Origin of the sequence: Rhodoblastus sphagnicola (assembly GCF_002937075.1) — a bacterium.
In the GTDB taxonomy this organism is placed as follows: Bacteria; Pseudomonadota; Alphaproteobacteria; order Rhizobiales; family Beijerinckiaceae; genus Rhodoblastus; species Rhodoblastus sphagnicola.
The window spans coordinates 99,060-111,817 of the sequence record NZ_NHSJ01000057.1; the positions used below are offsets into that span (position 1 = coordinate 99,060).

Sequence of the window (12,758 nt, forward strand, 5' to 3'; positions counted from 1 at the left end):
GCTTCAGCCCGCCCAGTCCAACCCATATTCGGCGGCGGCGCAAGCGAAGGCGCGCAGGAAGGCGGCAAGAAAAGAGCGTCCCACCACGAAGCGCCAATGGTTTTCGTCATGCCGCCACAGGGTCAGGTTGATGTGCGCGGCGGTGGTGGTGGCGGCGTCGCCCAGCGCGAATTTTTCAAGATCGAGCGGGACGAGTTTCGCCAGTACGGCGGGGAGCGCCGGCCCGGACGCCTCCAGCACGACGAGGCCGCCGCCCTGCGCAAACACGGAGGCCTCTGGCGCGAAAGTCTTGTCGAGCCGGGTGAACAGGCCGCTCTCCTGCGACAGGACGAGCCAGCGGCCCGGCCCGGTTCCGATGAAGGCGACATTGTCGCCGGCGCTGCGGCGCGGGCCGTCGCACAGCGTGGCGCCAAGGGCTTTTGCCTTGGCGATCACCGTTTCGCGGTCGCGGCCGGCGACCAGCGCGCAGGCGTCGGCCGGGAGGCGGCACAAGGCGACGCGCTCGAAGGTTTCCGCGCCATGGAGGCCGGGCGGCAGCGGCTTGCCGAGCGGCAGGACGGCGAGGACATCAGCCATTTGAACGCTCTCCCTTGGAGTCGTAGAAGGCGGGCGCAAGGATTTCGACTAAAATGTCGGTTCCGCGCAAGCCATCCCAGGCGCGCAAAATTTCGCCGATGCGCGCGGCGCCGCCCTTGACGAAGCCGAGCGCGATTGCGTGGCCGAGGGTGGGCGAGATGGTGGCGCTGGTGAGATAGCCGAGATCGTTTTCGGTGGTCGCCGCCGCGCCCTTGGCCAGCACATGCGCGCCGGCGCGTAAAACCTCTTTCGGGTTGACCGGCTTGAAGCCGACGAAGCCCATGCGGTCCGGGTCGGTGAGCGCTGGGCGGCGGGCCATCACCGCGCCGATGTAATCTTTTTTCGTCGAGGCCATGCGGCCGAAGCCGAGGTCGGCGGCCGTGGTCTGGCCGTTGAGTTCGGGGCCGGAGACATGGCCCTTTTCGATGCGCATCACCGCGAGCGCTTCGAGGCCGTAGAAAGTGGCGTCCCATTCGGCGCCGGTCTCCAGAATTTTCCGCGCGAGTTGTTCCCCTTGATCGGCGGGGACGGCGATTTCAAAACCGAGTTCGCCCGAGAAGGAGAGGCGGAATATGCGCGCCTGCACGCCGCCGAGAACGGTGGTTTCGAGCGCGCCCATATAGGGCAGGTTCTCGGCGCTGACCGCGCTGGCGTCATCGACGATTTGCGCGATCAGGCCGCGCGAACGCGGGCCGGCGACGGCGATTTGCGCCCACTGCTCGCTGACCGAGGCCATGCGCACGTCGAGGTCCGGCCACAGGTTTTGCAGGCAAAAGTCGAGGTGCTGGCTGACCTTGGCGGCGTTGGCGGTGGTGGTGGTCATGATCCAGCGGTCTTGGCCGAGGCGCGCGGTCGTGCCGTCATCCATGACGAAACCGTCCTCGCGCAGCATCACGCCATAGCGCGCCTTGCCGATTGGCAGGGTCGAGAAGGTGTTGATGTAGATGCGGTCGAGCAGCTTTCCCACGTCGGGGCCTTGCAACTCAATCTTGCCGAAGGTCGAGACGTCGATCACGCCGACGGATTCGCGCACCGCGCGCACCTCGCGATCGACGCTTTGTTTCCAGTTGGTCTCGCCCTTGCGCGGGAAATAGGCGGCGCGCAGCCAGGGGCCGGCTTCCACGAAGACCGCGCCCAGTTCCTCCGCCAGCGCGTGGGTCGGCGTCAGGCGCGCCGGGCGGAAATCCTTGGCCCGATGATGACCGGCGAAGGCGCCCAGCGCCACCGGCGACCAGGGCGGGCGGAACATGGTGGTTCCTGTTTCCGCGATGGTTTTGCCGCTCTGCTTGGCCATCAGCGCGAGGCCGGGCACGTTGGACAGTTTTCCTTGGTCGGTCGCCATGCCCAAAGTGGTGTAGCGCTTTAAATGTTCGACCGAGACGAAGCCTTCCTTATGGGCGAGGACGACGTCCTTGGCGCAGACGTCGTTCTGGAAATCGACGAAGGCCATGCCCTTGGAGTTTTCCACATGCCAGAACGCTTTGAGCGCACGAGGGGCGTCTTCGGCTTTAGGGGTGTCCGGGGCTGTGGCTTTAAAGCCGGCTTCTGTCGCCGCCTGCGCGCCTTGGGCCGCGCCCTGCGCCAGGCAGTCGGACAGGCTGTAGGCGCCGGTTGCGGCGCCGGCCACGCTCAGGCCCGGCGGGCATTCGCCCGGCACGAATGCCGCGATGGCTTCGTTCCAGACCGGCTTGCCGCCATGGTGGCAGGTGAGGGCGATGTTGGGCGAGAAGCCGCTGGACATGGCGAGGCCATCGACCTGCAAAATCTCGGTCTTGCCGGCGGCGCGAAGCTCGATGCTGTCCAGGCATTTGCCCTTGGTGGCGAAAACCTCGCCGCCGAGAATGACGCGCAGGCCTCTGTCTTGCGCGGCTTGCGCCAGCGTGGGCGACACGGTGTCGCGGGTGTCGATCAGGGCGGCCACTTCGGCGCCGGCGTCGAGGGCGTCGAAGGCGGTGGTCCAGGCCGCGTCATTGTTGGCGAACACCGCCATTTTTTTCGCCGGCGCGACCGCGAAGCGGTTGATGTAGGTTTGCGCGGGCGCGGCCAGCATCACGCCGGGGCGGTTGTTGCCGCCGAACACGATGGGTCGATCCAGCGCGCCCGCCGCCAGCACCGCGCGCTTCGCCGTGATGCGCCAGAGGATTTGGCGCGGCTGGAATTTTTCCGGCGTGCGCAGATGGTCGCCGACGCGCTCCACCGCCGCATAGCAATCGTCGTAGATCGCGGCGACCGAGGTGCGGCGCATCAACCGGACATTGGGCAGGGCGCGCAATTCGGCGAGGGTTTTGTCCACGAATTCGGTTGGGGCGGCGTCGTTGATGGTTGTGCGCTCGCTGAGCAAGCGGCCGCCGAAGGCAAAATCCTCTTCCGCCAGGATCACGCGCGCGCCGGAGCGGCCCGCCGCCAGAGCGGCGCTCAAACCGGCGGGGCCGGAGCCGATCACCAGCACGTCGCAGAAGGCGTTGGCTTTTTCGTAAATGTCGGGGTCGGCTTCCTGCGCCGCGCGACCGAGGCCGGCGGCGCGGCGGATCGCCGGCTCGTAGAGTTTTTCCCAGGCGGCTTTGGGCCACATGAAGGTCTTGTAGTAAAAAGCCGCGCCGAAGAAGGGGGAGAGCAGGCCGTTGACTGCTAAAACGTCGAAATCGAGCGAGGGCCAGCGGTTCTGGCTGCGGGCTTCCAGGCCGTCGTAAAGTTCGGCGGTGGTGGCGCGGGTGTTGGGTTCGCGGCGGGCGCCCGAACGCAATTCGACCAGGGCGTTCGGCTCTTCGGCGCCGCCGCCGACAATGCCGCGCGGGCGGTGATATTTGAACGAGCGGCCCACCAGTTTGACGTCATTGGCGAGCAGGGCCGAGGCCAGAGTGTCGCCTTGAAAACCTTCAAAAAATTTGCTGTCGAAGGTGAAGCGCAGTTTTTGCGTCCGGTCGATCAGACCGTTCTTTTCCAGCCGGCTCATGCGCGCCTCCCCTCGGCGGCGAAGCGCGTCGCCGTTATCGCGTGGGTCAGCGTGTCGCGCTCGACTTCGACCCAGCGGCGGCAGCCGGCGCTGTGATACCAAAGCTCGCGAAACGCGCCGGCGGGATTGTCGCGCAGATAGACGTAATCGTGGAATTGCTCCGCCGCGTCGGGGGCGGCGGCATCGGGGCGGACCGGGGTCGCGTCGCCGCGATAGGAAAATTCCTCGGCGTCGCGGGCGCCGCAATAGGGGCAGGGGATCAGCATCAGTGCAAGTTCGGCTGGGCGCCGACTCCCTTTTCGTCGATGACGTGGCCGGTGCGGAAGCGGTCGAGCCGCATGGCCTTGGTGAGCGGGTGCGGCTCGTCGCGGGCGATGGTGTGGGCGAAGCACCAGCCCGAGGCCGGGGTGGCCTTGAAACCGCCATAGCTCCAGCCGGCGTTGAGATAGAGGTTTGGCAGCGGGCCGATGTCGATGATCGGACTGCCGTCCATGCTCATGTCGCACAGGCCCGCCCATTGCCGCAGCAGGCGCAGGCGGCCGAGCAGCGGCATCAGCGCCACGCCGCCTTCGAGCACGTCCTCGATCACCGGCAAATTGCCGCGCTGGGCGTAGGAATTGTAGCCGTCGAGGTCGCCGCCGAAGACGAGGCCGCCCTTGTCGGATTGCGAGATGTAGAAATGGCCGGCGCCGAAGGTGAAGACGCCGGGGATCAGCGGTTTTATGGCCTCGGAGACGAAGGCTTGCATCACCAGGCTTTCGATGGGCAGGCGCAGGCCGAGCTTGCTGGCGAGGCGCGACGAGGAGCCGGCGACGGCCAGCGCGATTTTTTTCGCTTTGATGGTTCCGCGCGGGGTTTCGACGCCGGTGACGGCGCCGTCGGGGCCTCGGGTAAAACCGGTGACTTCGCGGTTTTGCAGAATGTCCACGCCCAGCTTGTCGGCGGCGCGGGCAAAACCCCAGACGACGCCATCGTGGCGGGCGGTGCCGGCGCGGGCCTGCAACAGGCCGCCCTTGATGGGGAAACGGGCGTTGTCGTAATCGAGGAAGGGCAGCAGGGTTCTGACCTGGGCGGCGTCCAACAATTCGGAATCGGCGCCGGCGAGGCGCATGGCGTTGCCGCGCCGGACATAGACGTCGCGTTGCGCGTCGGAATGGATCAGGTTGACGATGCCGCGCTGGCTCGCCATCACATTGTAGTTCAACTCCTGCTCCAGACCTTCCCAGAGTTTGACCGAGTGTTCGTAGAACGGCTCGTTGCCGGGCAGCAGGTAGTTGGAGCGGAAAATGGTGGTGTTGCGGCCGGCGTTGCCCGAGCCGATCCAGCCTTTTTCCAGCACCGCGACGTTTGTTATGCCGTGGTTCTTGGCGAGGTAATAGGCGGTGGCGAGACCGTGGCCGCCGCCGCCGATGACGAGGACGTCATATTCGGGTTTCGGCTCGGGGTCGCGCCAGGCCCGTTCCGCAAAACGGTTTTTCGTCAGTCCGTTGACGATGACGTTGAACAGCGAATACCGCATGGAAAAGACTCGTTGCGGCGCGCTCGCCGCTTGTCGTCACTATGGGGCGGCGGCGGCTTTGCCTTCATGCCTGTTTGCGACTAATGCTTGCTTGTTTGCGACATTTTGGGGGCGGACTTGCATCGCATCGGGTTCCTGCTGCTGCCGGATTTTCCGCTGATGTCCTATGCCTCGGCGGTCGAGCCGTTGCGCGCCGCCAATGTGCTGGCGGGCGAGACGCTTTATTGCTGGTCGCATCTCAGCTTGGACGGCGCGCCCGTGCGCGCCTCCGTCGGTTTGGAGATCGTTCCCGACCTGACTTGGGAGACGGCGCGGGCGCTGGATTCGCTGTTCGTCTGCGCCGGCGGCAATCCCGCCGCCTTCGACCACAAGCCGACGTTTTCGCGGCTGCGCGCGCTGGCGGCTGCGGGCGTCGAGATCGGCGGCATGTCCGGCGGCGCTTTTGTTCTGGCGCGCGCGGGCCTGTTGCGGCGGCGGCGCTGCACCATCCATTGGGAGCATATTCCGGCGCTGCTGGAAGAGTTTCCCGACCTGCAGCTGGAGCGCACGCTCTATGTGTTCGACGGCGGCTCCTCCACCGGCTTGGCCACCTGCGCCGGCGGTTTGGCCGCCTTCGACATGATGGCCGATCTGATCGGGCGGCGCCATGGCGCGCAGCTCGCCGCAGGTGTGAGCGAATGGTATTTGCGCACGCATTCGCGCTCGGGCGAGGAGGCGCAGCGGCTGTCCTTGCGCGAGCGCACCCGCGTCGCCAATGACAAGGTTTTGAAGGCGCTTGCCCTGATGGAGGAGCGGATCGAGCATCCGTTGGCGCGGAAAACGCTGGCGGAGGCGGCGGGCGTTTCGGTGCGCCAGTTGGAGCGGCTGTTCGCCGCCCATCTCGGGCGATCGCTCGCCAGCCATTATCTTGGCCTGCGTCTCGATCGCGCGCGAAAACTGTTGCGGCAGACCAGTCTGTCGGTGGTGGAGGTCGCGCTGGCCTGCGGTTTCGCCGCCAGCGGGCATTTTTCCCGCGTGTACAAGGCGCGCTTTGGCTGCGCGCCGACCGTCGAACGGCGCAATCAATGATTGCGCGTCGCCGTTTATGTTTCCTATAACGAAATAATTATTCAGACGAGGCGGTTATGAAGGCGAACAAGGACCAGAACCCGCATTCGACTTCGGGCGCGAAGGAAAATCGGCTCGAAGTCGCCATCGGCCGGCAGGTCCACGAATATCGCGTCAAGCTGGGCATGACCGTGGCGGATCTGGCGCGCCAGACCGGCCTTTCGGCGGGCATGCTTTCAAAGATCGAGAATGGCGGCACCTCGCCGTCGCTGGCGACCTTGCAGGCCATGTCCAAGGCGCTGAACGTTCCGGTGACCGCGTTTTTCCGCAAATTCGAGGAGCAGCGCGACGCCACCTATGTAAAGGCGGGGCACGGGCTGGCGATCGAGCGGCGCGGGACGCGCGCGGGCCACCAGTATCACCTGCTCGGCCATTCCATCGGCAAATCGCTGGTGGTCGAGCCTTATCTGGTGACGCTGACCGAGACCGCCGACGTGTTCCCGATCTTCCAGCACGCCGGCCAGGAGTTCGTCTATATCGTCGAGGGCGAGGTCACTTATCGCCACGGCGACAAGCTTTATCCGATGACGGCCGGCGACAGCCTGTTCTTCGACGCCGACGCGCCGCATGGGCCGGAAGAGCTGAAGAAACTGCCGATCCGGCTTTTGTCGGTGATCGTCTATTCGCGGACGGGGGAGAACTAGAGCGCGATGCGTTTACACGGAAACGCATCGCGCTCTGGAGTCATTGTTTTTGCATGATCGTTCCCGAAAACCGATGGCCGCTTTTCGGAAATCCCGCTTAGGCCGTGGCGCGCATCGGCATGTGACGGGCGGGCGCGATTTTCTCGGTCGGAAGCTCCACATCGATCTCCAATGTGGACACGGAGCCATGCTGGCCCATGGTGATCTTCAAGGCGTCCGGCGCGATGTCGATATGCTTGGCGACGGTCGCCAGGATTTCGTCGCGCAGGATGGCGATGAGATTTTTGGGTCCCAGCGTCATGCGCTCGTGGGCGAGCAGAATCTGCAAACGCTCTCGCGCGACCGGAGCCGTGGCGGCGCGCGATTTGAACATGTCGAAGAAGCTCATGCCGCCCTCCGGCCGAGGATGCGGGTGAGCAGGGATTTTTTCTCGCCGGGAATCAGCATGGGCACGGATTCGCCCATCAAGCGGCGCGCGGCGTCCTCATAGGCGCGGCCGGCCTGGCTGGTCGATCCGTTGATGGTGATGGGCGCGCCGAGGTTCGAGGCGCGCAGGATGTCCTCGCTTTCCGGGATGATCCCCATCAAGGGAATGGAAAGGATGTCCAGCACGTCGGCGACGCTGAGCATCTCGCCGCGGCTGGCGCGGGCGGCGTCGAAGCGGGTCAGCAGCAACTGCTTTTCCATGCGCTGGCCTTGTTCGGCGCGCAGCGTGCGGGAATCGAGCAGGCCGATGATGCGATCGGAATCGCGCACCGACGAGACTTCCGGGTTGGTGACCACGATCGCCTCGTCGGCGAAGCGCATCGCCAGCAGGGCGCCGCGTTCGATGCCGGCGGGGCTGTCGCACAGGACGTAGTCGAACAGGCCGCGCAATTCCTCGATGACGCGCGCCACGCCTTCTTCCGTCAGGGCGTCCTTGTCGCGGGTCTGCGAGGCCGCGAGCAGGCTCAGCGTCTCCACGCGCTTGTCGCGAATCAGCGCTTGCGTCAGCTTGGCGTCGCCGTTGGCGACATTGATGAGATCGTAAACCACGCGCCGCTCGGCGCCCATGACGAGATCGAGATTGCGCAGGCCGACGTCAAAATCGACGACGCAGACGCGCTTGCCGGTCCTGGCCAGCGCCGCCCCGATGGCAGCCGTCGAGGTCGTTTTTCCTACGCCGCCTTTTCCCGACGTCACCACAACGACTTTGCTCATCGCACTCCCCTTCTCAGTTCAAAATTCTAATTTCGAGGTCGCTCTCGACCAGGCGGACCTCGATGCTCTTGCCCTCGGTCCTCGGATCCCTGTCTTCGGCGGTCAGATAGGCGCCGCCGACGCAAAGCAGTTCCGCGCGCGCTTCCGTGCAGAAAATGCGCGCGTTCTCTATGCCGGAGACGCCGGCGAAGACGCGGCCTTGAATCGCGCCATAGACATGCACCGATCCGCCCGCGACGACTTCGGCGCCGGAGGCGACGCGGCCGATGATGGTGATGTCGCCGGCCAGATTGCAGATCGACTGGCCCGAGCGCACGGGCGCGTCGATGATCAGGGTCTGGCTGCATCCCGTATTGCGCGGCTCCAGCCTGGGAGCCTCGCGTTCGGCGGGGGCCGGCGCGTTTTCGGCGGCGGCGTCCATGGTTTCGGGCTCCGCTGGCTCGGGCTTGCCGGATATGCCTCCCGACACATTCGGGGGCAGATGCGGACCGACCAAGGTCTTGTTGGCGTTTTCCACGCCCATGACGCGGATGTGACGGCGCGCCAATGCGGTCAACGCATCGCGATAGTCTCTTAACGGTATGTCGAGCTGGGCCAGATCCAGAATGATCGGCTTGTTGGCGAAAAAGCTCGGGGACCGGGTGAGCCAGCCGTCCAGCATTTCGAACCAATCGGCCAGGGGTTCCGCCGGTTGCAGAACGAACGCGATCAGCGAATGCGTCCGGAGATTCAGCGTGGCGGAGCTGCGCACGTGGGCGTTCATCGAAGCATCCTGTTGACGTTCTATTAACCATGGTAGGGAATGGTTTACAAAAAGTTAACGCCGGGGGAGCCGTCGGCGCTTCCCTGTGGGAAAGTTGGCCTTGGGCCGCGTTGATCGCTCTTGCGCCCGCAAGAATTCGCCCGCCGCGAGGCTGCTCCTCGGGACGGGCTGATCGAACGCGTATAGGGGTCGTTTGCTTTTCAGGCGGCGTTGTTGATCAACTTCTGGTGGACGGCGCGCAATTCCGTGATCGCCTGGTCGATGTCCGCGCGGCGTCCCTCGAGATGGCGCAGTTGCGACAGAACCATCTTGTCGTCCATGGCGAAATCCCCGGCCTTGCCTCCACGTTCCTGTTCGGCTTCCAGTAAATCCGTGATTTCGGTCAAGGTGAAGCCGAGATGCTTGCCCTTGAGAATCATTTGCAGGCGCACTTTCTGCGCGTCGTCGTAGAAACGTGCGCCGCCACGTCGGATCGGCTTAAGCAGGCCGCGCTGTTCATAGAAGCGCAGGGCGCGAAGGGTGACGCCGTAGAGGCGCGCGACCTCGCCAATTGTGAGCGTTTCCTGGCTGTTGGCGTCGGCCGCGGCCTCGAAACCGGGGCTATGGAGCAGTGGGCTGGCGTTTATTGACGTTGTTCTCATGGCTGCCTTGATCCTTGTGCTGAAGGCCTAAAACTTGGCAAGTCCCCTATTGTCGGCCGATTTGTTCAGTCGTTTTTTTTTCTTGACGCATCCTAGTCTGGGTAATTTACCAAAACAGACTCGGAAAATACTCAGACCTTGCTCCGCCCTGAGTCCAGAACCCGTGAGCGCGCGGCAATTTCTGGCGGCTCGTCGAGTTTAACAGTTAACCCATTGATTATGTGAGGGATTATGGTTCAGGCGCGAAAGTCTAAATGCAATGAAATCAAATAGTTGGGTAACGAGAGCCCCTCAAGTCCGACAGCCTGCCAGGGGCGCGATCTTCTAGCCGCAACGGCGGCGGAGACGCCATCTCATGGGAAAGACGTTTTTATTGCTGCGAAACCGCATGGGGTCTGGACGCCGATCGGCGTCGTCAGATTTTGATTCAGGCCATGTGACGAAATGACTGATTCGCTTTTGGCGCGCGCGCAACACGGTGAGCCTCAATCTACGCCCTCTGCCCGCTTGCGGGGAGAGGGGACAGGTCGAGCCACGGCGACGAAGTGAAACAAGTGAAACGGACCACAACGGCATTCTGGTGGAGGTCTTCGCGAAACCAGATCTTGAACGGAATCGGTTATTTCGCCGCGTCGCCTTATTCGGAGCCGAAGGGGTCGCGCCGCCGCGCCGATCGGCGCTCGCGCGGAAATCTCCACCCTGGGTTGTGGTTTGCTGGGCTGAAACCGGGAAAAAGCGGGTGATTCCCGCGAATATCGTACGAATTGTTGCAAAAAACGTTCGATTTTCGCTCACGCAATCGGACGGTTGTGTACGACATCGGCTGTCCGTCGCGGCGGGCGGCGTTTGGGTTCGGCGCCGAATTGTGTTTCAAGAACCGGCGCTTAGGGGGCGCTCCGTGCGTCCATGGGTTTCACATGGAACATAAAGCGAACAAAATATAGCGTCTCTCGCATTTTCACTTTTGGCCGCGCCATCATCGCCGCCGCCCTCGCGCCTGAAATTCAGGCCGCGGCGGCGCGCGCGTCCACCACCACGGCCGTGATATTGTCGTCGCCGCCGGCGCTGAGCGCCGCGTCGCGCAAATCCTTCGCCGCCTGAAGCGGCGAGGCCGCTTCGGCGAGGATCGCGGCCATCCTTTTCGCTGTCAGCGCGCCGTGCAGTCCGTCGGTGCACAGCAGCAGACGGTCGCCGGGGGCGAGGTCGAGCGCGAGATGATCGACGCTCACGCGCGCGTCAAACCCGATGGCGCGGCGCAGGCGCAGGATGGGCTCGCCGTAATCGACCACATGATCCAGCGTAAGTTGCTCCAGACGGCCGCAGGCGAGCCGGTAGGCGCGGCTGTCGCCGACATGCAGCACATGGGCGCTTCCTTCCGCGATCAGCAGGGCGGTGAACGTGGTCGCCATATGGGCGAGTTGGGGGTCGCGCCGGCCGATGGAGGCGATCCAGTCGTTGGCGGCTTCGAGGGAGCGGCTGGCGGCGCTCAGCGGCGACAGGTTCTGGCTCGCGCCGAAATAACCGTCGATGAAGGCGCGCACCGCCGTTTCCGCCGCCTCGCGCCCGCCGAGATGGCCGCCGAGCCCGTCGGCGACCACCGCCACGAAGCCGCGCGCGCCGCCGAGGGGATCGCGGCAGCAGGCCGCGAAATCCTGATTGTCGGGGCGGCGTCCCCGCGCGGTGACAATGCCATAGGTCAGGCGCGGCGGCGCGAGCGGCGGTTCGAGCGTCGACACTTCAGCGCCTCCACAGGAGAAACAGGCAGAGCAGCGCCAGCGCGCCGGCCAGCGCCCGCCACAGCATCAGGGCGTTCAGCGGGCGTTTTGGCGGGCTGCGCCAGTCCTCATGCGCCAGGCCGTGTTCCAGCGCGTCGCGCAAGGCGGCGGCGTCGGCGAAACGGGCGTTCGGATCGGCGTTGATGGCCTGGGCGATGATTTTTCCCAGCCATTCCGGCAGGTCGGGCCGCGCCCGCGCCAAGGGGAAAGCCTCGCGGCGGCCGAACGGAAAGGCGCCGCCGCTGAACATGCGATAGAGCGTCACGCCGAGCGCGAACACTTCGCTGCGCGGGCCGGCGGCGGCGCCCCGGAACAGCTCCGGCGCCATGTAGCGGGTGGTGCCGCCGAGTTCGTCGCGGACATTTTCGAGGCCCGGCAGCGCCGCGAGGCCGAGATCGAGCAGTTTGATCGCGCCGGAGGTGAGCAAAAAGATGTTCTCCGGCTTGATGTCGCGATGCACCACCTGTCGGCGCGCCAGATCCTCCACGGCGTCGCACAGGCTGGCCGCGATCCCCGCGCCCTCGGCCAGCGACACCGGCGGCGCTTGCTTCAGCCGCGCGTCAAGAGTCTGGCCGTGATAATAGGGCATGACGAGATAGAGGCAGGAGCGCCGCGCCCTCGGCAGGTCGAGATAATCAGCCATGTAGCGGCCGCGTGTGCGGGCGCCGATCCAGGCCTCGCGTAAAAATCCGGCATGGAACACCTTGTCTTGCGCCATGGCCGGCAGCGGCAGTTTGAGCGCCACGTCGCGGTTCTCGACGGTGTCGCGCGCGCGCTTGAGCAGGGTGTACTGGCCGCGATAGATGGTGCGGCCGATGACGAAACCGTCGAGCGTGTCGCCTTCCTGGGGCGGCGGACGGATCGGCAGGTCGGCAAAATCCGCTGCGAGATCGTCGAGTTGCGGCGCGGCGACGTCCCTGATGTCCACGACCACGGCGGCGCCGCCGGATTTCGCGAGGTTTTCCGCCAGGGTTTGGGGCGGGGAGTCGAGGTTTCCTTCGCGCAGGGCGGCGCCGAGCAGGATGATGCGATCTCCCGGCCTGGCGTCGATTTCGACGACATCGGCCTGCGCCTCGCGGTCGAGGCCGAGCGCGCGGGTCAGGACCATCGCGCCGGAGGGCAGCGGGCGCAGATGATCCGTGGTCAGGGGCTGGACGCGGCCGTCGCGCAGGAGGTAGGCGCGGGTCTCGCCCAGATGCACGATCAGGAGTTTTTTCGACGCCGGACAGGCCAGGGCGCAGAGCGAGGCCGCCATGCCCAGCCGTTGCGGGTCGGCGCGCGATTGTCGGAACAACCAGGAATTGGCGCTCGACAGCGCGCGCGCGGCGGCGACGGCGGGGGAAAGCGTGGCGAGGCCGCCGAAAAACCCTTCCGCGAACAGGCGGGCGGCGACCTGCGCCGCCTCGTCGGGCGCGCCGCCGGCGGAATCGCCGCGCGTGACCAGGGCGAGCAGCCCGCGACGCGGGGCGGAAAAGTCCTCGCCGCGATAGAGGGCGCGGAATTCCTGCGCCTCGGGGCCGGCGGCTTCGCCCGCATCGAGGGTCCATCCGGCGGCGGTGACGGGCGCGCTGGTGTTCATG

Annotated in this window: 12 protein-coding genes; 2 read left to right on the forward strand and 10 right to left on the reverse strand. The window is 65.4% G+C overall.

The window, feature by feature from the left end; all coding sequences use genetic code 11:
- Positions 1-3: 3 nt before the first annotated feature.
- The 4 genes from CCR94_RS09160 to CCR94_RS09175 are packed head-to-tail and all read right to left on the reverse strand — an operon-like array spanning position 4 to position 5,048.
- The gene (locus CCR94_RS09160) at positions 4-576 is read right to left on the reverse strand and encodes a sarcosine oxidase subunit gamma (protein WP_104507562.1); all 573 of its coding nucleotides are present in this window, start codon (positions 574-576) and stop codon (positions 4-6) included.
- Positions 569-3,529: a sarcosine oxidase subunit alpha family protein gene (locus CCR94_RS09165; RefSeq protein WP_104507563.1), complete on the reverse strand. Its 2,961-nt coding sequence runs from the start codon at positions 3,527-3,529 to the stop codon at positions 569-571. Before CCR94_RS09165 ends, CCR94_RS09160 begins: the two co-directional genes overlap by 8 nt.
- Positions 3,526-3,795 (reverse strand): sarcosine oxidase subunit delta, encoded by a 270-nt coding sequence (locus CCR94_RS09170; RefSeq protein WP_104507564.1) that lies wholly within the window; start codon positions 3,793-3,795, stop codon positions 3,526-3,528. The genes CCR94_RS09165 and CCR94_RS09170 overlap by 4 nt, the downstream gene beginning before the upstream one ends.
- Positions 3,795-5,048 carry a sarcosine oxidase subunit beta family protein gene (locus CCR94_RS09175; RefSeq protein ID WP_104507565.1) on the reverse strand — a complete coding sequence of 418 codons (1,254 nt, stop codon included), beginning with the start codon at positions 5,046-5,048 and terminating at the stop codon, positions 3,795-3,797. The genes CCR94_RS09170 and CCR94_RS09175 overlap by 1 nt, the downstream gene beginning before the upstream one ends.
- A gap of 117 nt (positions 5,049-5,165) precedes the next feature.
- Between CCR94_RS09175 and CCR94_RS09180 the strand changes: the two genes are divergently transcribed.
- The gene (locus tag CCR94_RS09180; RefSeq protein WP_244594004.1) at positions 5,166-6,116 is read left to right on the forward strand and encodes a GlxA family transcriptional regulator; all 951 of its coding nucleotides are present in this window, start codon (positions 5,166-5,168) and stop codon (positions 6,114-6,116) included.
- A gap of 56 nt (positions 6,117-6,172) precedes the next feature.
- Positions 6,173-6,799 carry a helix-turn-helix domain-containing protein gene (locus CCR94_RS09185; protein ID WP_104507566.1) on the forward strand — a complete coding sequence of 209 codons (627 nt, stop codon included), beginning with the start codon at positions 6,173-6,175 and terminating at the stop codon, positions 6,797-6,799.
- Positions 6,800-6,896: 97 nt separating this feature from the next.
- On the opposite strand, the gene minE is transcribed toward CCR94_RS09185, so the two are convergent.
- From minE to CCR94_RS09215, 6 genes are all read right to left on the reverse strand, one after another.
- Positions 6,897-7,187, reverse strand: a complete 291-nt coding sequence (minE, locus tag CCR94_RS09190) for a cell division topological specificity factor MinE (protein ID WP_104507567.1) — start codon at positions 7,185-7,187, stop codon at positions 6,897-6,899.
- On the reverse strand, positions 7,184-7,999 hold the full coding sequence (gene minD, locus CCR94_RS09195; protein WP_104507568.1) for a septum site-determining protein MinD: 816 nt from the start codon (positions 7,997-7,999) through the stop codon (positions 7,184-7,186). The genes minE and minD overlap by 4 nt, the downstream gene beginning before the upstream one ends.
- A 13-nt stretch (positions 8,000-8,012) precedes the next feature.
- Positions 8,013-8,762 carry a septum site-determining protein MinC gene (minC, locus tag CCR94_RS09200; RefSeq protein ID WP_104507569.1) on the reverse strand — a complete coding sequence of 250 codons (750 nt, stop codon included), beginning with the start codon at positions 8,760-8,762 and terminating at the stop codon, positions 8,013-8,015.
- 200 nt (positions 8,763-8,962) lie between these two features.
- On the reverse strand, positions 8,963-9,403 hold the full coding sequence (locus CCR94_RS09205; protein ID WP_104507570.1) for a MerR family transcriptional regulator: 441 nt from the start codon (positions 9,401-9,403) through the stop codon (positions 8,963-8,965).
- Between the two features lie 1,004 nt (positions 9,404-10,407).
- Complete coding sequence (locus CCR94_RS09210) at positions 10,408-11,139, reverse strand: PP2C family protein-serine/threonine phosphatase (RefSeq protein ID WP_104507571.1); 732 nt, start codon at positions 11,137-11,139, stop codon at positions 10,408-10,410.
- Position 11,140: 1 nt separating this feature from the next.
- Positions 11,141-12,757, reverse strand: coding sequence for a bifunctional protein-serine/threonine kinase/phosphatase (locus CCR94_RS09215; RefSeq protein WP_104507572.1), 1,617 nt, complete (start codon positions 12,755-12,757; stop codon positions 11,141-11,143).
- Between the last annotated feature and the right edge of the window lies 1 nt (position 12,758).